The following is a 26,556-nucleotide window of genomic DNA, read 5'->3' on the forward strand; positions in this document are numbered from 1 at the left end:
TAAAATAACTATAAATGGAAATAAGTAGATTCGAATGTGCGGTAACTATTTGAGTGACCAGGGCGCAGGTAAAGGAAACAAGGGTCGGAAAGTAAGTCAGCAGAAGCATCGGACAAGCCGAAGGAAGCGTCTTCAAGTCCGTCATAGACGCAAGAGTTAGGGTTTGTTATAATTGTGAGGAAAATTTGACCAAGTAGGTACCCCTATCCTGCTCGTTAGATTGATTTGCACGGAGGCGATTGTGTGGAGAGGTATATCAACAATTATGTTATTGTGGCGATCTTCATTATTCTCGGCATCCTACTCCCAGTGATCGCTCTGTCTTTTGGCCGATTATTAAGACCCAGCAAGCCTACAGAGGAGAAAAAAACCACTTATGAAAGCGGGAATGAACCTGTAGGGGAGGGTCAAGTCCGCTTTAATGTGCGCTACTATTTGTTTGCGCTCATGTTTGTCATCTTTGATATCGAAACCGTTTTCCTATATCCGTGGGCCGTCGCATACAAGCAATTCGGCCTATTTGTGCTTGTCGAAATGGCTATTTTTACTGGACTTTTGCTTATTGGATTACTCTACGCCTGGAAGAAGAAGGTGCTTAAATGGAATTCAATTTAGAATCAATCACTCCTGAAGAACGACAAGAGCTGGAACGCAACGTATTCATGGGCACGTTAGATCAGTTGAAGGCATGGGCACGCAGCAATTCACTGTGGCCGTTAACCTTTGGCCTCGCCTGCTGTGCGATCGAAATGATGGGTACGGGGGCATCGCATTATGACCTGGATCGCTTCGGGGTTATTTTCCGGACGTCGCCGCGTCAATCGGATGTTATGATCGTGGCGGGTACAGTGACCAAGAAGATGGGACCGCTGCTTCGTCGTTTATATGATCAGATGCCAGAGCCCAAATGGGTTATTGCAATGGGGTCCTGTGCAACAGCCGGCGGACCTTATGTGAAGTCCTATGCCGTTATGAAGGGCGTCGATCAGATTGTTCCTGTCGATGTCTACATTCCAGGCTGTCCACCTAACCCTGCAGCACTCATCTATGGAATCAACAAGCTGCAAGAGAAAATCCGTTACGAGGCGAAGACCGGGAAGCGGGTGACAAGCCGATGAGTGACGAGAAAGAAAAGGAAGAAAGCGCTGCCGGGGAGAATGAGCTAAAGTCATCCACCCCTTCGGAGTCCGTAAGCAAAGCGGCAGAAGAAGCAGCTCCTGCGGAACCAGCCAGCGACAAGGCAGAAGAAGTAGCTCCTGCGGAGCCAGCAAGTGACAAGTCAGAAGAAGCAGCTCCTGCGGAACCAGCCAGCGACAAGGCAGAAGTAGTAGCTCCTGCGGAACCAGCCAGCGACAAGGCAGAAGAAGTAGCACCAGCGGAGCCAGCAAGTGACAAGGCAGAAGCAATTGCTCCCGCGCAGCCCGCTAGCGACAAGACAGAAACAGCAGCTCCTGCCGTTGACCCTGAGCGCGAAGCAAAGCTGAAGGCTGCTGCTGATGCACGAGCGGCAAGGGCGGCAGCCAAGATCAGCGCAGCTGCGGGTGATCCAGCTTCGACAGCACAAGTGAGCGGCGAGCAGACGCCAGCTGCAGCAGGAGCTGCAGATCCTGAACGTGAAGCGAAGCTCAAAGCAGCAGAAGAAGCGCGTGCTGCGCGAGCAGCAGCCAAGGCAGCGGCCGAGAGCCAGCCAGCTGCTCCCGAAGAGCCTAAGGCCCCGTCACCCAAACAACCTCAGCTTGATGAAGCAGCTCAGCTCATTCAGGCCTTGGTGTCCGAGGATGCTATTGCAGAAGCTTACATAAACGAAATGAATGGGCATATGCCGACTTTTATCATAAAAAATGAGCAATGGCTGGAGGTTGCGAGATTATTCCGAACGCACCCTTCACTTGACAGTAATTTTTTGCGCAATGTATCTGGCGTTGATTATGAGACTTATTTGGAAGTGGTATACCATCTCGTCTCCATCTCCTCCAAGAAGGAATATGCCATCAAGGTCAAAGCAGATCGAGAGAGCCCGCAGGTGGCTTCTGTTACGCCGATCTGGGCGACTGCGAATTGGAATGAGCGAGAAATTTATGACCTGCTTGGTATCGATTTTCCTGGTCATCCTGACCTAAGACGTATTATGATGCCCGACGATTGGGTCGGCTTTCCGCTTCGCAAAGACTATGAACCGCTAGACCCGGAGGTGTGACCAGCCGTGATTCGTACCGAAGAACTACTGCTTAATGTCGGCCCGCAGCATCCCAGCACCCATGGTGTTTTTCGCATTGTGGTTAAGCTGGACGGCGAGGTTATAACGGAAGCAACACCGGTTATGGGTTACCTGCATAGGGGAACCGAGAAGCTTGCGGAAGACTTGAATTATACGCAAATTATACCGTACACGGATCGAATGGATTATGTATCCGCAATGACGACCAACTATGTGCTTTGTCATGCAGTTGAGACGATGATGGGGCTGGAAGTGCCGATTCGCGCTGAATTCATGAGACTCATTGTTATGGAGCTGCAGCGTGTAGCCAGCCATCTGGTTTGGTGGGGTACCTATCTGCTGGATATTGGCGCGATGAGCCCTTTCCTATTCGCTTTCCGTGATCGGGAAATCATTATCGATCTCTTCAATGAACTGTGCGGAGCTCGCCTTACCTACAATTACATGCGTGTAGGCGGTGTGAAATGGGACGCTCCCGATGGTTGGATCGATAAAGTTCGTGACTTCATTCCTTATATGGAGAAGAAGCTGGATGAATATAACGATCTGGTGAGCGGCAATGAGATTTTCCTAGCGCGGATTAAGGGTGTTGGCAAGTATGATGCACAGACAGCCATTGAATACGGTCTCTCTGGCGCGAACCTGCGCTGCACCGGCGTAGATTGGGATCTGCGGAAAGCGGAGCCCTACAGCTTATACAGCCAGTTTGAATTCGATGTCCCGCTTGGACGTAATGGAGATTGCTATGATCGTTATCTGATTCGGCTTGAAGAGGTTCGTCAAAGCCTGCGTATCCTGAAGCAAGCGGTTCAGCAGTTCCCGCCTGCCGGAGATGTGATGGGCAAAGTGCCGCGTGTCATTAGACCGCCTGCCGGAGAAGTCTATGTGCGCATCGAATCTCCTCGTGGCGAAATCGGCTGCCATATCGTTTCAAAAGGTAAAGCCGAGCCGTACCGTTTAAAATTCCGCCGGCCATCCTTCGTTAATCTTCAGATTCTTCCTAAGCTGTTAGTTGGGGAGACAATGACTAACCTCATTACGATTCTGGGCGGCATAGATATTGTCGTCGGGGAGGTAGACTGCTAATGGGATCATGGCTAGATGAAACGCTGACATGGGGAAATGCCCTCATCTTTTTCCTTTGGGGCGTCATCCTGCTTGCAATTGTGCTCGGCTTCGTTACATACGCGATTTTCTTCGAGCGCAAGGTCATTGGCTGGATGCAGTTCCGCATTGGCCCGAACCGGGTTGGGCCTTGGGGGCTTCTGCAGACGGTGGCGGATATTACGAAGCTATTAATCAAGGAAGATACCATTCCGCGCAAAGCGGATCGGGTCCTATTCATCTTAGCGCCAGCACTCGCTTACGTTCCTGCATTTGCGGTACTAGCCGTTATCCCATATACGCAGAATTTATATTTTGCGGACATTAATGTCGGGCTGCTCTACTATGTGGCCTTGTCCGGGATATCGACGATAGCGATTGTGCTTGGCGGCTGGGCTTCGAATAATAAATATGCACTGCTTGGCGGTATGCGCTCGGCAGCTCAAATGATCAGCTACGAAGTACCGCTTGTTATCTCCGTGGTCGGTGTCGTTATGCTGTCAGGCAGCTTGAATTTACGCACGATCGCGGAGCAGCAGGGCGACTGGTTCTGGCAGTGGAATTTTCTCCCACAGATTATTGGTTTCGTTATCTTCGTTATAGCGGCCGTGTCGGAGCTGAACCGTACACCATTTGACCTCCCAGAAGCGGAGTCTGAGCTGGTAGCTGGCTATCATGTCGAATACAGCGGTTTCCGCTTTGCCTTCTTCATGCTGACCGAATACGTGTATGTGTACGCGATTGCTGCTCTAACGACGGTACTGTTTCTTGGAGGCTGGCATGCGCCTGCTCCTTTCCTGGATTTTGTGCCGGGGATCATCTGGTTCCTGCTCAAATTCTCGTTTATCGTGTTCTTCCTATTCTGGATTCGGGCAACCATGCCGCGTATTCGCATCGATCAGTTAATGGGACTTGGCTGGAAGGTACTGCTTCCGCTCGCGATCTTGAACGTATTTCTGACGGCTGTCTACATGGAGCTGTTTATTAAAGGGTAACGGAGGGAGAAAGAATGAAAGGTCTCTTCAAAGGATTAGGTGTCACGCTCAAAGCGATGACCGCAAAAAAAGTTACCACTTCTTATCCTGATGTACCGTTCGTGATGCCTGATCGTTTTCGCGGCATTCAGCATTTTGAGCCAGACAAATGCATCGTCTGCAATCAATGTGTGCGTGTCTGCCCGACGGAGTGTATCACATTGACGGGCAAAGCGAATCCAGACCCAGAGAAAAAGGGAAAAGTTATCGATACGTATGACATTAACTTTGAAATTTGCATTCTCTGTGATCTTTGTACGGAGGTTTGTCCGACCGAGGCCATTGTTATGACCAACAACTTTGAGCTCGCTTCGTATAGTAGGGATGATCTGTTCAAGGACCTCAAGTGGCTGGATGAGAACAATCGCAATGTACGTCAGGATAATAATAATATTGGAGCTCCTGCTGCAGCTAAGGGAGGAGCGAAAAATGTTTAACGTTAACATAACCGGGGAGTTTGTGGCTTTCTTCGTATTCTCCGTCATCATCATAAGCGGTGCGGTGCTCATGGTTAGCTTTACGAAGGTCGTTCATATGGTCGTTTCCTTAGCGGCCGTCTTTATCGGTGTAGCGGGAATGTTTATTTTGCTGGACGCCGAGTTTCTCGCCTTTGTACAGGTGCTTATCTATGCGGGGGCGGTGTCGATTCTAATGATTTTCGGAATCATGATGACCAAACACCACAGCAGTGCGGAAGAAAATGGACGGCCGCTGCAGGAGACACTTAGTGCGATTGGTGCACTGGCGCTGTTCGGGATTCTGTTCTATGCCATTCGGAAGTCAGACTTCCCTGTGCCGGAGAAGCCATTTGGATTGGGCGAAGATAATACGATGGAGATCGGCAAGCTGCTCTTTACCAGCTATGTCATCCCGTTCGAGCTTGTGTCTGTGCTGCTGACTGTCGCTTTTATCGGGGCGATCGTGCTTGCGAAGAAGGAGGCGGATTAAGATGCTATCTTCCTATTTAACGATGGCGGCTATTCTATTTTGTATCGGCTTGTATGGTGCACTCGTGAAAAAAAATGCGATCATCGTGCTATTGTCTATCGAGCTCATGCTCAATGCGGTCAATCTTAATCTTGTGGCGTTCTCCAAATATGGCGTCGTTCCTTCCTTGACTGGGCAAATGTTTACGCTCTTTAGTATTGCAGTTGCGGCGGCGGAAGCAGCAGTCGGAATTGCGGTACTTATTGCATTGTTCCGGGCTCGCGGAACCGTTAATGTCGATGAATTCGACAAAATGAGGAGGTAAGCGCCAAGTGGATACGATGTTCTCTCAGATCGCCTGGTTAATCCCTGTTTTTCCGCTTGCAGCGTTCTTGCTCTTGCTCGCTTTTGGGCGGTCGCAGCGTAGGCTTGGGGTTTTGACAGGTACAGTTGGTTCTTTTGCAGCTTTGGTTCTATCGATTCTCGTGCTGATCGAGCATATGAGAGACGGTAGTAAATATTATCAATCTGGATTCAAATGGCTCGATCTTGGTAGAATTCAGATAAACGCTGGGTTCGAAGTTACGAATTTAACGGCATTGATGCTCGTGATTGTGACGGCTGTGGCCTTTCTAGTGAATGTTTACTCGGCTGGCTATATGAAGAACGATGAACGAATCACGGTGTTTTATAGCTACGTTGCTCTATTTACCTTCTCCATGCTCGGGCTGGTCATAGCCGATAATATGCTAACGCTCTATATTTTCTGGGAGCTTGTCGGCGTTTGCTCCTTCCTGCTCGTCGGATTCTGGTACGCAAAGCCAGAGGCAAAAGCGGCGGCGAAGAAAGCTTTTATCGTAACTAGAATTGGCGATGCAGGGCTTCTGCTCGGTATTTTACTGCTTTACTGGTATATGCCGGATCATGCGCTTGATTTTGTGCATATCCAGAATGTTTTTGAAGGACAGACGGGCATTATTCCACTAGGGATTACGACGCTTATTGCACTGCTGATCTTCGTTGGCGCGGTAGGGAAATCGGGTCAATTCCCCTTACATGTGTGGCTGCCGGATGCCATGGAAGGCCCTACACCAATTAGTGCGCTCATTCATGCGGCAACGATGGTTGCTGCAGGCGTCTATCTGGTAGCGCGAACCTTTGATATTTTTGAAGCCTCACAGACGGCTATGAATACCGTTGCTTATATCGGCGCCTTCACAGCGATCTTCGCTGCAACCATTGGCGTAGCTCAGAATGACATTAAGCGAATTCTAGCTTATTCTACGGTCAGCCAGCTTGGTTACATGATGATGGCACTCGGGCTTGGCTCTTTGACAGGCGGGGTATTCCACCTGCTTACGCATGCTTTCTTCAAAGCATTGCTATTTCTAGGTGCAGGCAGCGTCATTCATGCGGTACATACACAGAATATTAACGAAATGGGCGGTCTCGGTTCAAAAATGCGTATAACGGCATGGACCTTCGGCATTGGCTCGCTGGCGTTATCTGGCATTCCGCCATTTTCAGGCTTTTGGTCCAAGGATACCATTCTTACAACAGCTCTGTATGATAAGCCTGCGCTGTTTGTCGTTGGCGTAGTGGCGGCATTCTTCACGGCATTCTATATGTCGCGGCTGTTCTTTCTTGTATTCACAGGCAAGCCCAAAGGTGAGCAGAAAGTCCATGAATCGCCGCTCACCATGACGATCCCGCTCATCGTGCTTGCCGTCCTGGCAATCGGTTCCGGCTTTATTCAAACGCCATGGAACAACACGCTTGGCTCCTGGTTGACGGATGGAACAGAAGTGGAGCATGGCAGTGCGGGTCTCGTTATGGTCATCTCGGCTGCAGTGGGTCTGCTTGGCATATATCTGGGATGGCTTGTGTTCGTAAAAGGAACGATCTCTCGCGATGCGGTGTCCTCTCGTGCACCATGGCTGGTCCGTCTGCTAGAGCGCAAATACTATATCGATGAGCTCTATCAGATTATCTTTATAAAGCCGCTGCGCGGTATTGGATTGCTGCTAAATGGGATAGACCATTATGTCGTGGATGGTATAGTACGGCTTACTTCCGGCAGCATTGTTTTACTTGGTAAAGGCGGTACGCGTCTGCAGAATGGTCAGGTCCAGACCTATGGACTGATCACTTTGTTTGGACTAATCATTCTTATTGCTATAGTCGCCTTAAGGAGGTTCTGGTAATGCTATCCGATCTTCCTATCTTGTCTCTAATTATCTTCTCGCCCTTGCTCGGTCTGCTCGTGCTGTTATTCCTGCCGAAGAACCGCAGCAACTGGCTGAAGACGACAGCTATAATTACCACACTGATTCCGCTGCTGTTATCCTTTTGGCTGTACGCCGATTATGACGGGGTCAAAGGCGGGAAGGCTTACGAGGAGACCGCAACGTGGGTCAACGCTTCGTTAAACAAAGAAGTTGTCGGCGAAGTGACGTCCTACGCCTTCCAGTTTCAGTATCACTTAGGCATTGATGGCCTATCTTTGCCTTTGCTGCTGCTTACGACGATAGTCGGGGTGATGGCAGCACTTGCCTCCGTGAATATCAAGAAACGCTGGAAGTCCTTCTACAGCTGCTTCCTGCTGCTCGAAGTCGGTATGCTTGGAGTCTTTCTGGCGAGGGACGTATTCCTGTTCTTCGTGTTCTTCGAGCTTACGCTAATTCCGATGTTCTTCCTGATTGGCATATGGGGCTATATGAATCGCGAGAAAGCGGCGAATAAGTTCTTAATCTACAATGGAATCGGATCGGCTATTATGCTTATTGCCTTCGTTTTACTTGTCTCTACCGCAGGCTTTCGGGTGGAACAGGTGCCGGATAAGCAGCAGACTAATCTCTCTTACAGCGGCAGCTATCAAGTGATTCAAGATAATCTGACGAGTGCTGATTCCTATGTCAACATGTCACCTAGCAGCCTACAGGCAGGCGATGAGAATCCCTTTTACCTGTCGAAAAACATGCGGTGGACGATCTTTCTTTTACTTCTGATTGCATTTGGCATTAAGCTGCCGATCTTCCCTTTCCATACGTGGATGCTGAAGGTCCATGCGGAGGCACCCCCTTCTGTCGTAATGATTCACTCGGGTGTACTGCTTAAGATGGGTGCGTATGGCTTATTGCGTTTCGGTGTGTTTATGTTCCCGTCAGAGGCTAAGGATTGGGCAGTTGTCCTAGCAATACTAGGTGTAGTGAACATTCTCTATGGAGCGGTTCTGGCACTTGTTCAGAAGGAATTCAAGCTGGTATTGGCCTATTCGTCTATCAGCCATATGGGAATCGTTCTGCTAGGTATTGCCTCGTTCAATGAAATCGGACTCCAGGGAGCAATGATCCAGCTTGTCTCTCACGGATTGATCTCCGCACTGCTGTTTCTCATTGTTGGCAGCTTGTATGAGCGAACGGGATCAACGATGCTTGGCGACCTTGGAGGGTTGGCCAGAAGCTTGCCATTCATTAGCGGCATTCTGCTGACGGCTGGGATGGCCTCACTTGGACTACCTGGTTTATCTGGATTCATTGGCGAATTCTTATCCCTATTGGGCCTATTCGACTCCATGAGGGTCATAACGGCGATCGCTGTGCTGGGTGTTATTCTTACAGCTGTTTATGTACTGCGGAGTGTATTAGGCATTACTTTTGGTCCAATGCAAGAACGCTTCGGTGCACTGCGAGATGCAAGGCTGATTGAAGCCGTTCCGATGATTGCGCTGCTCGCGTTCATCCTGCTAATCGGTATCTATCCGGCCGTAATGACCGAGCCGATGAAACATGGCTTTGATACGCTTTTGCAGCAAATTAACGAGAAGGTGGGGAGGTAGCGCATGGACGTTGTCAATCAACAGCTTCAGTCGCTCTCTTGGAGTGATGCGGCCTATCTCGCCCCGGAATGGATCTTAATTGCTTGTGCCGTTCTTCTTGTGATCCTTGATTTGGTGCTTCCAAGGAACGTTAATCGTGCTGTAATTGGCTGGTTCACACTGGCCGGTCTTCTGACCTCACTTGGGTTTGTAGTATGGCGGCTTATCGATATGAACAGCTCTGCACCAGTGATGGGTGAGGACGGGAAGGCAGCAAGCAATGTCATCTCTTTACTAGCGGATAGCTACCGCATTGATGATTTTGCAAGCTTATTCAAAATCGTATTCCTAATCGCTACAGCGCTCATTGTGCTGATGAGTTTGGGGTCAGTGAAGAGCAGCGATATTCCGGATAAAGGCGAGTTTTATTACTTACTGCTGCCAGCCGTAGTCGGAGCGATGATTATGGCCTCCTCCGGGGATATGCTTACGCTCTACATCGGTCTGGAGCTGCTTAGCATTACCACCTATGTGCTGGTTGGTATTCGCAAGCATGCGGTTGTGTCGGCGGAGGCGGCGTTCAAGTATGTCGTAACTGGCGGAATATCCTCGGCTCTCGTATTGTTCGGTATGTCTTATCTCTACGGGATAACAGGCGCGACCAATCTTGGTGCGATTGCACACGGCATTCAGCAGCATGCAAGCGATTATAAGGAAATGCTCTATGTAGCCTTCTTCTTCCTGTTGGCGGGACTTGGTATCAAAATTGCTGCGGCACCCTTCCATGTATGGGCGCCAGATGTCTATCAGGGTGCTCCGTCGCCGATTACCGCGTTTCTTGCGGTTGTCTCTAAAGGTGCGGCTTTTGCTATCGTATTCCGGATTATTTACAACGTCATTTTCTATGCTTCCTCAGCTGATGCACCCATTACCGATGATATATTCCTAACGCTGCTTATTATGGCGGCGGCAGCGATGTTAATCGGATCGGCAGCGGCATTAAGGCAGCATAATGTAAAGAGACTCTTGGCTCTTTCAGGTGTAGCCAATGCGGGTTATTTGCTTGTTCCTGTCGGATTAGCTCTCGGTGATATGCATGTATCCAACTTTGGCGAATTCATTTTTTACTTAGCGGTGTATCTGCTGATGACGATCGGTGCTCTTGCTGTCGTTACGGTTATAAGTAAGGCTGCTGGTCATGATGAGCTGGAAGGATTCGCTGGACTTTATTATCGTGCACCGTGGACGGCAATAGCGATGACGGTATTCGTACTTTCACTTGCAGGTTTGCCGATCACCGGCGGGTTTTTCGGGAAACTGTTTATTCTACTGGGCGCGGCTCAAACTAAAACCTATTGGATTATCGCCGTCATGGTCATTAGCAGTGTTATCTCTTATTTCTTCTACTTTGGCTTCATTCGTCAAATGTTCATGCGCTCGACGTCAGAGGAGCAGGTCCATATTCCTTTTACAACAGGCATCGTCATTTGGCTGTGTGTGGCAGCAACGGTTGCGCTTGGAATCGTGCCGGGACCTGTTCTTAGCTGGGTTAATGACAATTTCTCGATTGTCAGCGATCTATTCGTAGGCAAAAGGTAAGACGGTATTCATCAGTTGAATCAGAAATGAAGTAGTGAGGGCTGCACCCGGTTTGATCGGGCTGCAGCCTTTTCTTCTTTTAAGGTAATCAGATGCTGAGCGGACAGGAGAGCACTTATTTCAGTCCAATCGCGGCATGTAGCTGGATTAAAGGACAGAGAAGACGCTATTCTCCAGCAAATCATCTGAAATCTGCTACATTTTAGTTGATAGCGGAACCTGTGTCCGCTGAATTTGTTTGGAGTCGTGTTTCGATCTGAATAGCGATTCCACAGTCCGCTTAGCAAGATTAACGGGAAAAGCTCCTGTTATAGGGGCTGCTTTCATCTGTTTTTTTGTCATATTTATAATATTCGTCATATTCGTCATAGTGGAAATTTCTCTCATTAATCCTTTATTTTCCACCCCATTTAGGTGGATCTACTCAAGTTTACTGGGGGGATTCCTGCTAAATGAACCGCTCAGCCCCCAAAATCGAGATAATGAAATGGCCTGCAAAGCCAGAGATTCATACAAACTTCAAATTAGTGACTCTGCGGAATGCATAAATATTCGTGTGAGGCCATTGTATAAGGGTGGGACTTTTGAACCTTTATCAATAAATGAACAATTTGGAGAGAGGATTCCGATATAATGAGAGCGAATCGTTTCATAATAACGATTTGCAGGTTAAAGGCAGATTATGATGAACCAATCCTACTTGCATTCCTAACCAACAACTGTAAATGATCGGATAGAGAAGGACTAGGCGATAGACAACAGTTAGGCCTTGGAGTAGGTCTGGCCTGTTTGTTCGCGTCCGGTGACAAAGTAGAGGCTAATGGGTCTAAGGAGCAAGTGCTCATGAGTAAGGAGACGGTATGCAGTGATTCTCTTGATAAGAGCATCGCTCAGGAAAGTAAAGTTAATGCGGAAGATATGTACAGCTTAGATAGCTTAGACAGCTTAGGAAAAAGAGACGGTGCCAGGCGATTCGCGCGCTTAGCGTTGAACGGAGCGCTCGCAGCGCTGCTTCTCTGGAGTGCTCCTATGGGCTCGGCGTATGCCGCCCCTGGGGCCGCTCCTGCGGCCGCGCCGCCTTCGGCGGCATCTAGCGGCCCAGCGGCGCAGCCGGCCGCCAGCGCTGCTGGCAGCGCCCGAGAGGAGCCGCATAGCTGGCTCCTCAAGTGGCGCGAACCCGGGCTGGCGAAGCCGCTGCCCGGAACGCGCGTGCTCAGCCGCCAGGCGATGCCGGCGGCTGCGCTAGACGTCGTCCGCCCCGCAGATCCCGGGGCGGACACCGCGGAATGGCTCCGCCGGCTGCGCCAAACGCCTGGCGTCGAATACGTACAACCGAGCAGCGCCGTCAAGCTGCTCGGCGCTGTGCAGACCGACGATCCAGAGCTGCCGAAGCAGCTGCATCTGAACCAGATCCGGGCCAAGGAAGCTTGGGCAACTGTACATGATCAGATGAATATGACGATTGCGCTTGTGGATACGGGGGTAGATTTGGACCACCCAGACTTGAAAAACAATCTGGTAGCCGGCACGAACTTGGTTAATCCCGGTAAACCGCCTGAGGATGACAACGGCCATGGTACAGCGGTAGCGGGTGTACTCGCTGGAGAAGGCGATAACAAGGAGGGTGTTTCAGGCATCCTCTGGCATGCGAAGATTATGCCGATAAAGGCGCTTGACAAGGATGGCTTCGGAGATGAAGAACGATTAGGCGAAGCGATTCTCTACGCTGTTAAGAATGGTGCCCGTATTGTTGTACTTTCCGTCGGGCTTTACCGATATTCACCCTATATGAATGACATCGCGCAGTACGCGGAGACGAAGGGCGTCCTACTTGTCGCAGCAAGTGGCAACGATGGCCTTTCATTAGGGGCGAAGGCTAAGGTCAAATACCCTGCCGCGTACCCAACCGTTCTGGCTGTCGGTGGCACGAATGCAAAGGGCAACCCAGAACCGCGTTCGAATCCAGGACCGGAGATTGATATTGCCGCACCGTGGAACGTTTACACGACCGCAGTCGGTGGTGGATACAAGCATGAGGAAGGCACGTCGATGGCTGCACCCCAAGCAGCAGCAGCTGCGGCATTAGTCTGGGCACAGCATCCGGATTATAAGCCTTATGAGATTCGTGCTATGCTAAGACAGACAGCTAAGGATATTGGCAATGCTGGCGTGGATAATGCCTCCGGCTATGGTCTACTTCAGCTGGATAAGGCCGTATCGGCTACACTCAAAGCAGATTCTTACGAGCCTAATAACAGCCGAGACAATGCCCGCAAATTCCCGCTGTATACCAAGATCTCAGCAGAGCTCTCTGGCGGCAAGGATAAAGATTGGTATATTATTGATGCCCCTTATGCCGGCGTCATTTTGATTCAGTTTCAGGGTATCACCGTATCAGGTGAATCGATTCCGCCCATTCAGATGACTCATTACACAGGTGAAGCGGCGCAAAGTACAAAAGATGCGAAACTCGGCAACCAAACAGTGGAATGGAACGTTAAGAAAGGGAGAAACTATTTTGAGCTGCAGTTCTTCAATCAACAGCTTAAGCAGTCGCTTCCTTACTTGCTCACCTCCACCTTTGAGATTGCCCCCGATGCTTATGAGAAAAATGATAAACCCTACCAGGCTTTCACACTTGCACCGCGTTCACAAACGATAATCGGTAATTTTCATCAAACGGGAGACCGTGATTGGTTTGCCATCCATTTTGAAACGGGTGGAACGCTTAAGATTAACGCAGAGGCGGATTCTGTAAGAGTGGATCTTGCAATTGCCATTCAGCGCTCCAATGAGATGCTTCAAGATATTGATGATAATGGCGAAGGCGAGAGTGAAACCTCTCAAATCATTAACGTAACGGCCGGCACTTATTATATCCGCGTTTATAATGCAATGTCGGCACAGGCAATTGCTACGGCCGCACAGTATACCCTGCAGATTGAATACAAGACTAAATACACGGACCCTAACGAGCCTAATAATAAGTCCTACGAAGCCACAGGTATTCGTCCTGGCTCCGATTATCAAGGGGTTATTGGGGTAAAAGGAGATTTGGACTGGTACCAATTGCGGCTGACGAAGAAAAGCATGGTGAGAATTACTGTGAACGGTATCCCTACTGGGATTAAGATGAAAGCAGTAGTGACCGATAAACGGCAAAAGATCCTTTTCACGCTCCAATCTGCTCCGAATCGTACGATTATGACGCTGGAGCAGCAGCTAGATGCCGGCCTTTATTACATCAAGGTCAGTGCAGAAACGGCTTTTGATAAGCAGTATTATGGAATCCGTGTCGATACAGATCCTATGGTAGCAGGCTTTCGCGACATTGCGGGTCATTGGACGGAATCCGCTATTGTTGAGCTTAACAAACGTAAAATCGTTGGCGGCAGTGGGGATTTTCGATTCAATCCGAATCAAAGCATAACCCGTGCCGAAGCGGTGTCGATGCTTGTGCGAGCGTTTGATCCGCAGGAGAAGGCGGACTTGAACTTCAATGATGTTCCGATGAACCATTGGGCTTATGCATCGATTAGCAAAGCGATAAAGATGGGTTGGATAGCTGGCTACACAGGTGGGAAATTCGGACCGAGCCAATCGATCACTCGTGAAGAAATGTCTGTTATCCTCGCCAGGGTATTGAGAATATCGACGGTACGGCCAGCATCAGCTCCATTTAGAGATGTGGAGCGTACACGTTGGTCAGCGGCAGCCATCCTAGGTATGAAGCAGAAGAAGCTGATAAGCGGCTATCCGGATTTACGGTTTAAACCGGAACAGACGGCTAGTCGGGGGGAGTTTGCTTCGGTGCTGCTGCGGGTATTGAATGAGAAGAGATAAGGGAGAAAAGAACAAATGGATATGAATCATCTCGTCGCCACGACTGCGGGTCAGCATGCGCTTGTGTCAATTATTATCGAACTGCTCTGCATCACTCTGGCTTGGTATGTCCTGCAGGAGCTCAAGCTGGATCTGTTCATGCGTCGGGCTAGAAGCCTGCAAGCTAGACTACTCCAAGTTATGCTGGCTGTTGTGCTGGGTCATTTATTCGCTGGCTTTGTCATTGACTATTGGGAGTGGTCGAACCTGCTTAGAGGGCTTGTCGAATAACAAAAACGAAACATGTCAACAATGGGTAATACATGACGGTACGAAAAAAGAAAACGGCTGCGAATGGTATTAAATGCCTGTGTTCGACACCAAGAAAATAAACGCTTGTCGATTTGTGTAACTGAATGTTAAGATGTAGGTTGGGTACAGACTGTGCTACCATTTATTTCAGGATTAGGAAGAAGAATCTACTGCGCGCGGAGGGAAACCTAAAGATGAGCAAAATAATCGTCCGCGGCGGCCAGCGACTATCAGGGAACGTTAGAGTAAGCGGCGCTAAGAACGCTGTATTACCAATTCTCGCGGCCACGTTACTTGCAAGTAAAGGTGAATGTGTAATTAATGATGTTCCCTTTCTAGACGATGTCATAACGATTCAAAAAGTGCTTGCTGCATTAGGCGGCAGGTTAACATATGAGAATGAGACGATGCGCATCTCCGCGCAGAAACTTACGTCATTTGAAGCTCCTTATGAATTAGTCCGCAAAATGCGTGCTTCGTTCCTCGTCATGGGACCGCTGCTTGCCCGCCTTGGTAGAGCGAGAATTTCGCTTCCAGGCGGCTGTGCGATCGGAACACGTCCGATCGATCAACATTTGAAAGGCTTTGAAGCAATGGGTGCCGAGATCGTACTGGGCCAAGGTTTTATTGAAGCCCGTACAACAGGCCGTTTGAAGGGTGCCAAGATCTATCTCGACGTAGCCAGTGTGGGTGCAACCGAGAATATTATGATGGCAGCTTCACTTGCGCAAGGTACAACAACGATCGAGAACGCAGCGAAGGAACCGGAGATCGTCGACCTTGCCAACCTATTGAACGCAATGGGAGCTAAGGTACGCGGAGCTGGCACCGGACTTATTCGTATCGAAGGCGTTGAGCATCTGAACGGTGTAGCGCATACGGTCATTCCTGACCGTGTAGAAGCGGGTACTTATATGATTGCTGCCGCGATGACCGGTGGCGATGTACATATCGAAGGTGCCATTGCCGATCATTTAGCACCAGTTATTTCGAAAATGCAGGAAATGGGCGTCGAAATTACGGAGACAGACAATGGGATTCATGTCAGAGCTCCCCGCCAGCTGAAGTCGGTAGATGTCAAGACATTACCGTACCCTGGATTCCCGACAGATATGCAATCTCAGATGATGGCGCTCCTTATGGTGTCAGAGGGCACAAGCATCGTGACGGAGACCGTGTTTGAGAATCGTTTCATGCATGTCGAAGAATTTCAGAAGATGAGTGCTCAGATTAAAGTGGATGGTCGCTCGGCAATTATTAGCGGGGGGATTCCTTTAACAGGAGCTAAAGTTATGGCAACCGATCTAAGAGCGGGCGCTGCGCTAGTCTGTGCTGCACTTTGTGCGGATGGTGAAACCGAAATTTCAGGTATTCATCACGTTGATCGCGGGTATGTTAACATTACAGGCAAGTTAGCAGCACTCGGAGCAACAATCTCAAGAGTGGAGATTACGGAACAGCCTGCTATCGCCGCTGTTATTCAAGCGGAGTCGTTCGAGTCTGCTTATACAGTTGTGCTGGAAGCCTCTGCACCAGAACCGGCAGCTGAGAAGCTTAAGGAATCGGAATATGACTACAAACGCGACAAAGAAGTAAGCCGAATTAAAGCACAGCCTACATGGGCCTAAAATTATAAAGACATTTCCTAAAAGAAACCCTATTCTCGCTAAGAACACGAAGCGAAGTATAGGGTTTTTTGCTGTCTAAATAAGGCTGCTTAAGCCAGAGTCTTCTTTTCTTGTGGGTACTATTCTAGCATTTTCATTCATAGAATGTAGCAAATAGGAATGATGAGAAATGAGAATAGAGCATAAGGAAGGAGCGGGACATGGAACGAATGAAGTGGAAGACGAAGCGGTATCGCCGCTTCGGGCGCGGGACAAGCAGGTGGTGGCTCGGATTTACTTTTGGTCTACTACTTGCCGTGCTGGTGAAAGAGTTTGTACATGGATCAGAGAGTCACGTTGATCCTAACAAGCAGTCAACTGTCGAAATAATAGAATCGGCTTCGCTTCAAGGGAAGGCGGCTGTTTCTAATAATCAGAGTGATCGTAATACCCCAAGCAATCGATCGTCTCAAACGGTGACCGCAGACAGTCAATCCGCTTCCTTAAGTGATTATGACCGAATGTGGGTACGTGTCTATCTGGCGGAGGACAAGCGTATTGAGAAAATGCCCATTGAGCTTTATGTACGGGGGGTCGTTGCTGGTGAGATGCCGATTGATTTTGAGCTCGAGGCGCTAAAGGCGCAGGCGATTGCTGCACGAACCTACATCTATAAGAGAATGCTATCGGCAGACCACAGTGATCTCCCTTCTAATGAGCAAGAGGCAGATGTTACAGATACGGTGAACAATCAAGTTTATGTATCGATGAGTACGCTTCTAAGCCGTTGGAGTGGGAAGGAGAAGGAAGAAAATCTGAAGAAACTGAATGAGGCGGTTGAACAGACGAGGGGGCAAATCATCACGTATGAAGGAGAGCCGATACAGGCGGCTTTCTTCTCGACTAGCAATGGTTATACAGAGAATGCCTCCGACTATTGGTCCATTGATCTACCGTATCTACGCAGTGTTGCAAGCCCTTGGGATAAAGCGATTTCACCTCGTTATAAAGAGACGGTGACCATGAAGCTTAATGCGTTCAGCGCTAAGCTTGGCGTGAAGAAGAATGCCATTCGTTCGATGCGAATAGTAGACACAACCGAAGGCAAACGAATTAGAACGGTAGTCATAGGGGATGAGAGCTTTAGTGGACGAGAGATGAGAGAGAAGCTAGGACTTGCTTCCTCTCAATTTAATTGGACCATCCAAGATGATGAGATTACGATAACTACTTACGGTTTTGGCCATGGTGTTGGCATGAGTCAGTGGGGAGCTAATGGGATGGCGCACAGCGGTCAGACAGCCAAGCAAATCGTAACCTATTATTATTCCGGAACGAAGGTGCAGGAGGCTAAGGGACTAGTAGAATCCTTATCCTGACTCTTCTTTCTCCCCTAGTTAACTTACAATCTCAAAAAATGTTAAAACCTCACGTATAAACTGCTAGGTTGTGGCAACAATGGCTAGTGAGGTGATCGAATAATGAATGATCAAAACAAACCAAAGTTAGACTCTCCCAAAAACACAATGGGAGGAACTGCCGTTAAACCTTCTGCATGGAGAAAGCTGTTGTCGAAGAAGTGGGCAGCACCAGCAGCGTTCATGGCCGCGGCAGCAATCATCGTAACCTTAATGTGGCTTTACCAGGGAGCGAATGAGACATCTACGAAGCCAGTCACCGCCACTCCCGAGGTTAGCCAAGGTACGACGGATGAAACCGTGGATGGAACGAAGAAAGAGGATCCCGCTATTGCAGACATCTCTTCCAACGAGACGATGCACTGGCCAGCTGATCACAGTCAGTTAGAAACGGTCGCATCTTTCTATGACGCGAAGAACGGCTCTAACGAGGAACGTCAAGCAGGGTTGATTCAGAATGGGAATACCTTTGTAGCGAACAGCGGGATTGACCTTGCCAGATCCGACGACAAGACCTTTGATGTCTCGGCAGCTCTGAGCGGTATCGTATCCATTGCCGAGTCTCACCCTCTTAACGGCAACGTTATTGAGATCAAGCATTCAGATGGCATTGTGACCATCTACCAAAGCTTGAATGACCTGCAGGTGAAAGTTGGGGACGAAGTCAAGCAAGGGGCAGTTATTGCCAAGGCTGGACGAAGTGAACTAGGTAAGGATCTAGGTGTCCATCTCCACTTTGAAGTTCGTCAAAACGGTAAAGTGATTAATCCAAGCACATTGTTTCAGAAATAAAAAGAAGTTTACAGATTTATCGGATGCAAGGCAGGCAAAAGGCAGGGGAAACCCTGTCTTTTGCCTTGTTTTGGTCTTTTTTGAGCTGAATAATACCCTTCGATTTTGAAATTATTTTCACTTCTTAGCTTGTCATGCTTGGACACAAAGAATATATACCCGTACCCCTCATATACTGTACCAAACTATCTCGAGTAGGGAGGCGGGAGCGTGCACGATTACATCAAGGAACGGACTATAAAAATCGGCCGTTGCATCGTCGAGACGAAGCACACGGTGCGAACGATTGCCAAAGAGTTTGGCGTCTCGAAAAGCACGGTGCATAAGGATTTAACCGAGCGTTTACCAGAAATCAATCCCGATCTGGCGGATCAAGTGAAGCACATTCTAGAATACCACAAATCGATCCGGCACCTGAGGGGAGGAGAAGCGACCAAAATCAAATACAAGAAGAGTACTGGAAGAAAACGTGAGGTTCTTGCTGCTGCAAAATCGTAAGCATTTTTTTCTACAAAAATAGAGGAATTTCGCTCCATTCAGCGAATACTGTACGAGATGAACGTTAACTCGACTACTATTCGCCGTGGAGGACTTTTGACTTATGTTTAGCAAGGACATTGGAATTGATTTGGGAACAGCAAATGTGTCCATTCACGTAAAAGGGAAGGGCATCGTGTTGGATGAGCCCTCCGTCGTCGCAATTGAGAGTGAAACCAAGCGTGTATTAGCGGTGGGCGAAGAAGCGCATCGTATGGTTGGACGGACTCCAGGTAATATCATCGCTATAAGACCGCTTCGGGACGGCGTTATTGCCGACTTTGAAATTACAGAGATTATGCTAAAAGCTTTTATCGATCGCGTCGGAGGTCGCTCCTGGTACAGCCGTCCACGTATCCTGATTTGTGCACCTACTAACATTACATCGGTAGAGCAAAAAGCGATACGTGAAGCGGCTGAACGGAGCGGAGCCAAGGATGTCTTCTTAGAAGAGGAACCAAAAGCAGCTGCAATTGGCGCAGGGATGGATATTTATCAGCCTAGCGGAAATATGGTTGTCGATATTGGCGGTGGAACGACGGATGTAGCCGTGCTTTCAATGGGCGACGTCGTGACCGCCTCTTCGATTAAGGTTGCTGGAGACAAGTTCGACGCCGCTATCATGAGATATATAAAGAACAAGTACAAGCTCTTGATAGGTGAACGGACGAGTGAAGATATCAAGATCAAAATCGGTACCGTGTATGACGATGGTCGTAAAGACGAAATCGATATCCGTGGACGAGACATGGTATCTGGCTTACCGCTCACCGTTACGATCTACACCAAAGAAGTGCGCGAAGCGCTCTGGGAGCCAGTATCCTCGATTGTAGCAGCTGCTAAATCTGTGCTGGAGCGAACTCCACCGGAGCTTTCGGCAGATATTATCGATCGTGGTGTTATTCTAACTGGCGGCGGTGCGCTGCTTGGCGGTCTTGATGCTTTGCTTGCTGAGGAGCTTAAAGTTCCTGTGCTCATAGCAGAAGATCCTATGCATTGTGTCGTTAAAGGGACAGGCCTCCTTCTGGATTACCTAGACAGATCACCAAGAAAACGATAAGAATGGATCGATCAACCATAAAGACTCAGAGATGCCGCCAATAGGGCGGCCTTTCGTTCTCAGGTAGGGCGCTTTGGGGAGCGCGCCGAAGGGGATGAAATGATAAATGAGTCAAAAGACACATAGACGTTCTATTCATCGTACACGGGAATTTTCCGATATAAGGATATAGGTATGCGTTCTCCGAAACGCTAAGTTCATGCTTACGATGCAGCGTTTCTCCGAAACGCCAGCTCATGCTTACGATGCAACGTTTCTCTGAAACGTCAGCTCATGCTTACGATGTAACGTTTCTCCGAAACGTCTGCTCATGCTTACGATGCCGCGTTTCTCCGAAACGCCCCAGGAGGCTAATCGATGTTAAGAGGTCTTTATACAGCTGCGGCTGGTATGGTTGCTCAACAGCATCGTCACGATACAGTGACGAACAATATCTCTAATATTAATACGACAGGCTACAAACAAAATAACGCGGTAACTCGTTCTTTTCCAGATATGCTGCTTTCGCTTACTGGGGTTAAAGAAGGGGAAGGTAAAGTAATTGGTCATGTGAACACAGGGGTGTTTGCTGAGGAGAGCTTGCAAATTAATTTGCAGGGGGACCTGACGCAGACGAACCGTTCGAACGACTTTGCTATTCTGTCAGACATTGCTGTTCCTGGTATTACCTTTGATGCCTCAGGCAAATATGTGGCTCCGACAGGGGAAACAACTTTTCAACCGCAAGCCTTCTTTACGGTTCAAGATATAGATGGTCAAACCAGGTATACGCGGAATGGCTCCTTCAATTTGGATCAGCAAGGCTTTTTGACGCTGTCAGATGGCTCGAAGGTACTTGGAACGAATGGGGCACCTATTAAATTGCAACCGGGTACGTCGATGGACAACCTCACTCTTAACAAAGAGCATCAGTTGATTAATTCGGCTACGGGAGCGAGTGTGGGGCAGCTGCTGATCACTCGGGTAGACAATCCGAATGAGCTCATTCGCGAAGGTAACGGGAAATTCACACTTAAAGGCAATGGTAACAATGCCCGCGCAATTGCTGCGAATGACCGTGTTGAAGTGCGTCAGGGCTATGTAGAACGCTCGAATGTGGATCCGTCACAGTCGATGGTTGATCTTATGTCAGCGGCACGCGCCTATGAAGCGAACCAAAAAGTCATTCAATTTTATGATAAAAGTTTAGACAAGGCAGTTAATGAAGTAGGACGTATCTAATGCTTGAGCGGATTCGAGAAGGAGGCCTAGGGCGATGAATGGTTCCATGATTAATGCAATGGTATCTATGAATGGACTACAGCAAAAGCTTGACATCCTTGCTGATAATATCGCTAACTCCAATACAGTGGGCTATAAGCGTAAAGAGGGTAATTTTGAGGATTTGTTAACGACCTTGAAGCAGCAGCCGAGCTCCTTCTCTCAGCCTGGTCGTCTCACTCCGCTTGGATTTAATCAGGGCTGGGGCTCTCGATTAACGAATATACAGCCGGATTTATCGCAAGGTCCGCTTCAACAAACGGATCAGCCCTATGATATAGCAATTGAAGGAAACGCACTGTTCGAGGTTATTACGGACGCTGCTGGTAATCGTGCTTATACACGTGGCGGTACTTTCCAAACCTCCTTCGACAGTAGTGGAAACAATATATTGACCACAAAGGACGGCTATGCGGTTTCTTCCGTTGATGACCAGCATATTGAAATCCCGCCTGAGGTGCATGCGGTGCGTATTGATACAGCTGGTCATGTGCTTGGTGAGCTTGCTTCAGGAGAAACGGTTGCACTTGGACAGTTGAAAATGGTACAAGCTGTGAAGCCTTCACTTCTATCGCAAGTATCGGATAATTTATTTACCGTAGCTGATGGTGTCAATGTGGCGGCTGTCATTCAGAAGGTTGTTCCTGGCGATGGAACTGGAGTCACTATTCGTCAAGGCTTTTTGGAGCAATCGAATGTGAACTTAACCGATGAAATGACCGAACTGATTAGTGTACAGCGCGCTTACCAGCTGAGCGCAAGAGCATTATCCTCAAGTGATACGATGCTCGGGCTAGCCAATAACCTGCGCGGGTAGGAAATGAGTTGAACCGTATGGAAACGAAGAAAGAAACGGCAGCGGGACTTGAAGGCGTCTCCCAAGCGGAACGCTCAAGTCTGCTTAGTATAGAGCCGTCTGGCAGTAATACAGCTACACGAGATATTAATCAACAGCGGGATGCTGAGGTTGTTCGGTCGAAGGACAAGAACGAGGTCCTTCCAAAACGAAACCTGGCACTCCGCATTTTATTATGGATGCTCCGCAAAAGCGTCATACCGTCGTTATGTGTCATTGCAATCGTAGGTGGGATGTACATTGGTTATGCGGTTATGGGTAAACGACCAGCGTCGGAAGTATTCGATCTGGCCACATGGAAGCATATGTACGACCTGGTGTTTGCGGGTTCATAAAGAAGTCAACCATAGAGAATATTCCCCTAAGAACCCCTACTCTTCGATGAGTGGGTTTTTTTTTGCACATAAAGAAGAGGCCTCTTGCAGCAGTCGATGCGACGACTATCTGCAAAGGGCCTCTTTTTTACGAACGGTTTATTTAATGGTCACACGCACACTTACTGACTTCCCATCAAAGGTTGCTTTAATCGTTGCTGAGCCTTTTGCAATTCCTGTGACAGAACCGCCATTCACAACAACCGCATTTTCGTTAGAGGATGTCCACACAGCTGTATTTGATACATCGACGATTTGGCCGCTCTCGTATTCCGCGTTAACTTTGATCGTTCCTTTTGCACCAGGGCTCATCGTAAAGGCTTTAGAATTGAGTGTGAGCTTCTTCAGCTTAGGAACGACTGTGATGGTAACCTGAAGCGTTTGCTCTTGATACTTGCCAACCAGCTTGGCAGTGCCTTCAGCTAGTCCTTTGATGGTACTGCCGTTTATAGAAGCGACGGTCTCCGGTGTCAGAGTCCAGTTCATCTTGGAGCTTAGTGTGACTGACTTACCGCTCTTGTAGACGCCTGTCACTTTAAGTGTCTTTGTTTTATTAGGATTCAGGACAACAGTGGCAGCATCTACGAATAGTTTTGTGATCTCTTCTTCAATTGTAATCCGAATAACGGTCGATTTACCCAAATAGGTTGCGGTTAACGTCACATTCGATGCGACCAGACCCTTCATATTCGTGATCTTCATATTTGGGGATTTCAGCAGCAAATTCGCAGATGAGCTCTTCCATGTTACTTTGCTGGTAACATCTAGAACTTCGCCGTCTTCGTAAGTTACGGTAACGGTAGGGAACTGCGCTTCTTTACCGACAACGATGGACATCGTATCTTGATCCGTAGTCAGCACTAACGGCTTCTGATTCACATTGATCGTGACAGTAACAAATTTGGTATCCGTAACTTGTGCTTTAAGGACAGCGCTGCCTAATTTTTTGGCTGTCCATTTGTTATTGACCAATGCCACGACGTCTGTATTACTGCTTGTCCAATCCACTAGGTTAGAGATGTCTACAGTCTCATCTGCTAATGTTTTTGCAGTGACCTTGGGAAGGGTGACAACATCATTTTGGAACACGTCGACGGTATCACTTGCTACCGTTAGTGTGGACACGGTTGGATACACGGTAATGTTAACCTGTTGGGTTAGCCCCTTGTACGTTGCTTTAATGGTTGTTGTACCGACGCCTTTAGGCGAGACTACAACAGTGCCTTTAGTTTTGTCTACATCAACAGTTGCTGCAAATACATTACTTGAGGTCCAAGTGGCTTGATCAGTTACCGGTACTGTACTCTCATCGCTATTAATAACCGTTAGTGTAAAAGGGATTGGACTGTCTTTGATCGTTAAATGCTGCTCTTCCTTAGGTGAGATGCGCATTGCTTCATACGCAGGACGTACGACAACGTTAATGGTTGCGGATGATCCTAGATGGTAAGCAGTAATTTGAGTCGTCCCTGGTCCTACTGGAGTTACAACACCGCCAACAACGGTAGCTACGGCCGAATTGCCTGTAGACCATTTGGCATCACTAATAGATGGTACGGGAGTGCTATTGGAATTGAGTACGCCAGAGGCGATTAATGTTTTACTTTCTGCACCAACGATAAATTCCATGAGACTATCTGGTGAAATCGTAAAGGTTTTGTAGGGTGAAGCGACTTTCAGTTTAATGGAATCGGACTTTCCTTTGTAGGAGCTGGTAATGGTTGTTTCTCCGACAGCAAGCAAGGTTACTTTACCTGCGCTGATAGTTGCAACAGCTGTATTCGAGCTTGTCCAGGTTGCTGAAGTTTTGATACTGCTGCTGCTGTCGTCCACAGCATTCTTTGTTGCCTTAAGTCCAAATTCGATCGCTTGTCCAAGCTCAACATCAGCTGTATCTGCGACTGCTGTGCCATTCGTGTCTGTGAGGGAGATGCTATCGTACTTATAAGAAGATGTGAATTTGATGGTTACGGTGCTGCCTTTATACTGCGCTTTAATGGTAGCATCGCCGTTCGAGACACCAGTAAGAATGCCTTTGTCTACCTTAATAACAGCCGGATTGCTGGAAGACCATGAAGCATCGCTTGTTACGTCTTTAGTTGTAGTGGCGCCAGCAGTGGACAGCAAAGTGGCATTGACCTGCAGCTCATAAGTTTCTTCTACATACAAGGCAGCATTGGAAGGGGGGGAATAAAAGCTGAAATTAGTAACGGTATCCTCTGCAGCAGATGCAATACCAGCGAAAGTCGAAAGAGTGAGAAGGAGTGCGAGACCAGCGGACAGCCATGTGCGAATAACCCGGGTGGAGATGGCTTGCTTCAAGTGATTCATAATGATTTGAATTCCTCCAGCTTCATTTATTTTCTGCCATAGATGAGAAAGCGGCAGATGTTTTTGCTTATCTCTACTATTTAACGGCTTGAGAACGAAGAAATTGAAGTGGAAAACCATGAATTTCCAATAATGTTTATTCAGATAGGCCTTTAAAGGCTGGGAAAGCCTTCGCCACGCTAAGGTACAGGAGTTTTATTTTTCCTGGGGTAGAGGTATAATGGGTGAGGAACTTTGAGCAACATCCCGCACAACTAAGGGAGCGTGAAGGTTTGAATCTGCCTACTTTATTGACGATGATGCGTTTTGCGTTAATTCCCGTCTATATCGTTATTTTTTCCTTGGGACATATGAAATGGGCCTTCCTAGTTGTCGTTGTTGCGGGACTAACAGATATTTTAGACGGATATTTAGCTCGCCGAAACGGTCAAGTCACTTCGCTTGGCGCCATGCTTGATCCGCTTGCTGACAAGATGATGATGATCGCGGTCATTCTATCCTTGCTCATAACGGGACATATTCCATGGAGTGCGGGAGCGGCTATCTTCATACGGGATGTGGGTATGATTATCGGGTCGGCGTTTTTTCATTTTCGAGGGAAAAAGACAGTGCCTGCCAATTGGATGGGCAAACTAACAACAGCACTTTATTATTTGGCCATTCTCTTTATTTTCTTTGAACAGCCCTTTGCCAAAACTTATTTGTGGGGGGTAATCGTCTTCTCATTTGTAACATCCTTCATCTATATCTTCCTGTTCGTCTCTTTGAATAACGAGGAAGAGCAGCCAGTCAAGCTGACGGATGACAAGCAGCGAAAGACGATAATCAAGCGGAGAATGCAAAAAAGAGATTGACCGCTAAAGTTTATCTTCATGCGGCCAACCTCTTTCTATCTTAACCTTCCGCGACTGCAGTTTCGGGAAGGATGGCCTTATTGTGGCACAATAACCAATAATTTAAACGTGAATTTCGAAAGGAGTTATATAAATGCTCGATATTAGACAAATCCAAGAGATTATTCCACACCGTCCACCTTTTCTGCTCATTGATCGTATCCTTGAGGTTGAGGTAGGGAAGCGAGCGGTAGGCATTAAGAATGTGACGATGAACGAGCCTTACTTTACCGGTCATTTCCCACAATATCCGGTTATGCCAGGTGTACTAATTGTAGAGGCGCTTGCGCAGGTTGGTACAGTTGCTATACTCATGGTAGAGGGCAATAAAGGCAAGATTGGATTTTTTGCGGGCATAGATAATTTCCGTTTCCGCGGTCAAGTAACGCCAGGAGATACGTTGACCCTTGAGGTCGAGATTACCCGCCTTAAAGGAATTATTGGCAAAGGCCAAGCTACCGCAAGAGTAGGCGATAAGGTTGTTGCTGAAGGCGAGATCATGTTCGCGCTTAAAGATCCAGAATGACCAAGGTGCTATAAATGGCTGTATTATGGGTATACACGAAGAATGAGACATATAGAAGTTACTAATATT

Annotated in this window: 24 protein-coding genes; 23 read left to right on the top strand and 1 reads right to left on the bottom strand. The window is 48.2% G+C overall.

Annotated features, from left to right (window positions below):
* Nucleotides 1-243: 243 nt before the first annotated feature.
* From EKN16_RS25800 to EKN16_RS33260, 21 genes are all read left to right on the top strand, one after another.
* The gene (locus EKN16_RS25800) at nt 244-615 is read left to right on the top strand and encodes an NADH-quinone oxidoreductase subunit A (protein WP_125663661.1); all 372 of its coding nucleotides are present in this window, start codon (nt 244-246) and stop codon (nt 613-615) included.
* The gene (locus EKN16_RS25805) at nt 600-1,118 is read left to right on the top strand and encodes a NuoB/complex I 20 kDa subunit family protein (RefSeq protein ID WP_125663663.1); all 519 of its coding nucleotides are present in this window, start codon (nt 600-602) and stop codon (nt 1,116-1,118) included. The genes EKN16_RS25800 and EKN16_RS25805 overlap by 16 nt, the downstream gene beginning before the upstream one ends.
* Nucleotides 1,115-2,197: an NADH-quinone oxidoreductase subunit C gene (locus EKN16_RS33565; RefSeq protein ID WP_125663665.1), complete on the top strand. Its 1,083-nt coding sequence runs from the start codon at nt 1,115-1,117 to the stop codon at nt 2,195-2,197. Before EKN16_RS25805 ends, EKN16_RS33565 begins: the two co-directional genes overlap by 4 nt.
* 6 nt (nt 2,198-2,203) lie before the next feature.
* A complete protein-coding gene (locus EKN16_RS25815) occupies nt 2,204-3,304 on the top strand; it encodes an NADH-quinone oxidoreductase subunit D (RefSeq protein WP_125663667.1) in 1,101 nt (366 codons plus the stop codon).
* The gene (gene nuoH, locus EKN16_RS25820; RefSeq protein WP_125663669.1) at nt 3,304-4,317 is read left to right on the top strand and encodes an NADH-quinone oxidoreductase subunit NuoH; all 1,014 of its coding nucleotides are present in this window, start codon (nt 3,304-3,306) and stop codon (nt 4,315-4,317) included. The genes EKN16_RS25815 and nuoH overlap by 1 nt, the downstream gene beginning before the upstream one ends.
* 14 nt (nt 4,318-4,331) lie before the next feature.
* Complete coding sequence (nuoI, locus tag EKN16_RS25825; RefSeq protein ID WP_125663671.1) at nt 4,332-4,793, top strand: NADH-quinone oxidoreductase subunit NuoI; 462 nt, start codon at nt 4,332-4,334, stop codon at nt 4,791-4,793.
* Complete coding sequence (locus tag EKN16_RS25830; protein ID WP_125663673.1) at nt 4,786-5,304, top strand: NADH-quinone oxidoreductase subunit J; 519 nt, start codon at nt 4,786-4,788, stop codon at nt 5,302-5,304. Before nuoI ends, EKN16_RS25830 begins: the two co-directional genes overlap by 8 nt.
* A 1-nt stretch (nt 5,305) precedes the next feature.
* On the top strand, nt 5,306-5,608 hold the full coding sequence (nuoK, locus tag EKN16_RS25835) for an NADH-quinone oxidoreductase subunit NuoK (protein WP_125663675.1): 303 nt from the start codon (nt 5,306-5,308) through the stop codon (nt 5,606-5,608).
* 7 nt (nt 5,609-5,615) lie between these two features.
* Nucleotides 5,616-7,487 (top strand): NADH-quinone oxidoreductase subunit L, encoded by a 1,872-nt coding sequence (gene nuoL / locus EKN16_RS25840; protein WP_125663677.1) that lies wholly within the window; start codon nt 5,616-5,618, stop codon nt 7,485-7,487.
* On the top strand, nt 7,487-9,121 hold the full coding sequence (locus EKN16_RS25845) for a complex I subunit 4 family protein (protein WP_125663679.1): 1,635 nt from the start codon (nt 7,487-7,489) through the stop codon (nt 9,119-9,121). The genes nuoL and EKN16_RS25845 overlap by 1 nt, the downstream gene beginning before the upstream one ends.
* A gap of 3 nt (nt 9,122-9,124) precedes the next feature.
* Nucleotides 9,125-10,699, top strand: a complete 1,575-nt coding sequence (locus EKN16_RS25850) for an NADH-quinone oxidoreductase subunit N (RefSeq protein WP_125663680.1) — start codon at nt 9,125-9,127, stop codon at nt 10,697-10,699.
* An 843-nt stretch (nt 10,700-11,542) separates the two neighbouring features.
* Nucleotides 11,543-14,542: a S8 family serine peptidase gene (locus EKN16_RS25855; RefSeq protein ID WP_232016020.1), complete on the top strand. Its 3,000-nt coding sequence runs from the start codon at nt 11,543-11,545 to the stop codon at nt 14,540-14,542.
* Between the two features lie 15 nt (nt 14,543-14,557).
* Nucleotides 14,558-14,812 carry a DUF1146 domain-containing protein gene (locus EKN16_RS25860; RefSeq protein ID WP_232016022.1) on the top strand — a complete coding sequence of 85 codons (255 nt, stop codon included), beginning with the start codon at nt 14,558-14,560 and terminating at the stop codon, nt 14,810-14,812.
* Between the two features lie 215 nt (nt 14,813-15,027).
* Nucleotides 15,028-16,461 (top strand): UDP-N-acetylglucosamine 1-carboxyvinyltransferase, encoded by a 1,434-nt coding sequence (gene murA, locus EKN16_RS25865; RefSeq protein ID WP_125663682.1) that lies wholly within the window; start codon nt 15,028-15,030, stop codon nt 16,459-16,461.
* Between the two features lie 200 nt (nt 16,462-16,661).
* Complete coding sequence (gene spoIID, locus EKN16_RS25870) at nt 16,662-17,819, top strand: stage II sporulation protein D (protein WP_125663684.1); 1,158 nt, start codon at nt 16,662-16,664, stop codon at nt 17,817-17,819.
* Nucleotides 17,820-17,921: 102 nt separating this feature from the next.
* Nucleotides 17,922-18,650, top strand: coding sequence for a M23 family metallopeptidase (locus EKN16_RS25875; RefSeq protein WP_125663686.1), 729 nt, complete (start codon nt 17,922-17,924; stop codon nt 18,648-18,650).
* A 210-nt stretch (nt 18,651-18,860) separates the two neighbouring features.
* The gene (gene spoIIID, locus EKN16_RS25880) at nt 18,861-19,148 is read left to right on the top strand and encodes a sporulation transcriptional regulator SpoIIID (protein ID WP_125663688.1); all 288 of its coding nucleotides are present in this window, start codon (nt 18,861-18,863) and stop codon (nt 19,146-19,148) included.
* Between the two features lie 103 nt (nt 19,149-19,251).
* On the top strand, nt 19,252-20,247 hold the full coding sequence (mreB, locus tag EKN16_RS25885) for a rod shape-determining protein MreB (protein ID WP_125663690.1): 996 nt from the start codon (nt 19,252-19,254) through the stop codon (nt 20,245-20,247).
* A 357-nt stretch (nt 20,248-20,604) separates the two neighbouring features.
* Nucleotides 20,605-21,468, top strand: a complete 864-nt coding sequence (locus EKN16_RS25890; protein WP_125663692.1) for a flagellar hook-basal body protein — start codon at nt 20,605-20,607, stop codon at nt 21,466-21,468.
* Between the two features lie 34 nt (nt 21,469-21,502).
* A complete protein-coding gene (locus EKN16_RS25895; RefSeq protein WP_125663694.1) occupies nt 21,503-22,324 on the top strand; it encodes a flagellar hook-basal body protein in 822 nt (273 codons plus the stop codon).
* 17 nt (nt 22,325-22,341) lie between these two features.
* Nucleotides 22,342-22,698, top strand: a complete 357-nt coding sequence (locus EKN16_RS33260) for a DNA-directed RNA polymerase subunit beta (protein ID WP_232016023.1) — start codon at nt 22,342-22,344, stop codon at nt 22,696-22,698.
* A 138-nt stretch (nt 22,699-22,836) separates the two neighbouring features.
* Here EKN16_RS33260 and EKN16_RS25905 read toward each other — a convergent pair whose 3' ends face one another.
* Complete coding sequence (locus EKN16_RS25905) at nt 22,837-25,068, bottom strand: Ig-like domain-containing protein (protein WP_183530679.1); 2,232 nt, start codon at nt 25,066-25,068, stop codon at nt 22,837-22,839.
* A 272-nt stretch (nt 25,069-25,340) separates the two neighbouring features.
* Here EKN16_RS25905 and EKN16_RS25910 point away from each other — a divergent pair, with 272 nt between their 5' ends.
* Nucleotides 25,341-25,922 carry a CDP-alcohol phosphatidyltransferase family protein gene (locus tag EKN16_RS25910; RefSeq protein ID WP_125666692.1) on the top strand — a complete coding sequence of 194 codons (582 nt, stop codon included), beginning with the start codon at nt 25,341-25,343 and terminating at the stop codon, nt 25,920-25,922.
* A 133-nt stretch (nt 25,923-26,055) separates the two neighbouring features.
* Entirely contained in the window at nt 26,056-26,487 is a 432-nt protein-coding gene (gene fabZ / locus EKN16_RS25915; RefSeq protein WP_125663698.1) for a 3-hydroxyacyl-ACP dehydratase FabZ, read from the top strand.
* Nucleotides 26,488-26,556: the final 69 nt, after the last annotated feature.

Origin of the sequence: Paenibacillus baekrokdamisoli (assembly GCF_003945345.1) — a bacterium.
Classification (GTDB): domain Bacteria; phylum Bacillota; class Bacilli; order Paenibacillales; family Paenibacillaceae; genus Paenibacillus_Z; species Paenibacillus_Z baekrokdamisoli.

Bases quoted from the DNA above. Each gene is read 5' to 3' on its own strand.
- EKN16_RS25805 (WP_125663663.1), top strand. From the start codon at position 600: ATGGAATTCAATTTAGAATCAATCACTCCTGAAGAACGACAAGAGCTG.
- EKN16_RS33565 (WP_125663665.1), top strand. From the start codon at position 1,115: ATGAGTGACGAGAAAGAAAAGGAAGAAAGCGCTGCCGGGGAGAATGAG.
- nuoH (WP_125663669.1), top strand. From the start codon at position 3,304: ATGGGATCATGGCTAGATGAAACGCTGACATGGGGAAATGCCCTCATC.
- nuoI (WP_125663671.1), top strand. From the start codon at position 4,332: ATGAAAGGTCTCTTCAAAGGATTAGGTGTCACGCTCAAAGCGATGACC.
- EKN16_RS25830 (WP_125663673.1), top strand. From the start codon at position 4,786: ATGTTTAACGTTAACATAACCGGGGAGTTTGTGGCTTTCTTCGTATTC.
- nuoK (WP_125663675.1), top strand. From the start codon at position 5,306: ATGCTATCTTCCTATTTAACGATGGCGGCTATTCTATTTTGTATCGGC.
- EKN16_RS25845 (WP_125663679.1), top strand. From the start codon at position 7,487: ATGCTATCCGATCTTCCTATCTTGTCTCTAATTATCTTCTCGCCCTTG.
- EKN16_RS25850 (WP_125663680.1), top strand. From the start codon at position 9,125: ATGGACGTTGTCAATCAACAGCTTCAGTCGCTCTCTTGGAGTGATGCG.
- EKN16_RS25855 (WP_232016020.1), top strand. From the start codon at position 11,543: ATGAGTAAGGAGACGGTATGCAGTGATTCTCTTGATAAGAGCATCGCT.
- EKN16_RS25860 (WP_232016022.1), top strand. From the start codon at position 14,558: ATGGATATGAATCATCTCGTCGCCACGACTGCGGGTCAGCATGCGCTT.
- murA (WP_125663682.1), top strand. From the start codon at position 15,028: ATGAGCAAAATAATCGTCCGCGGCGGCCAGCGACTATCAGGGAACGTT.
- spoIID (WP_125663684.1), top strand. From the start codon at position 16,662: ATGGAACGAATGAAGTGGAAGACGAAGCGGTATCGCCGCTTCGGGCGC.
- EKN16_RS25875 (WP_125663686.1), top strand. From the start codon at position 17,922: ATGAATGATCAAAACAAACCAAAGTTAGACTCTCCCAAAAACACAATG.
- mreB (WP_125663690.1), top strand. From the start codon at position 19,252: ATGTTTAGCAAGGACATTGGAATTGATTTGGGAACAGCAAATGTGTCC.
- EKN16_RS25890 (WP_125663692.1), top strand. From the start codon at position 20,605: ATGTTAAGAGGTCTTTATACAGCTGCGGCTGGTATGGTTGCTCAACAG.
- EKN16_RS25895 (WP_125663694.1), top strand. From the start codon at position 21,503: ATGAATGGTTCCATGATTAATGCAATGGTATCTATGAATGGACTACAG.
- EKN16_RS33260 (WP_232016023.1), top strand. From the start codon at position 22,342: ATGGAAACGAAGAAAGAAACGGCAGCGGGACTTGAAGGCGTCTCCCAA.
- EKN16_RS25905 (WP_183530679.1), bottom strand. From the start codon at position 25,068: ATGAATCACTTGAAGCAAGCCATCTCCACCCGGGTTATTCGCACATGG.
- fabZ (WP_125663698.1), top strand. From the start codon at position 26,056: ATGCTCGATATTAGACAAATCCAAGAGATTATTCCACACCGTCCACCT.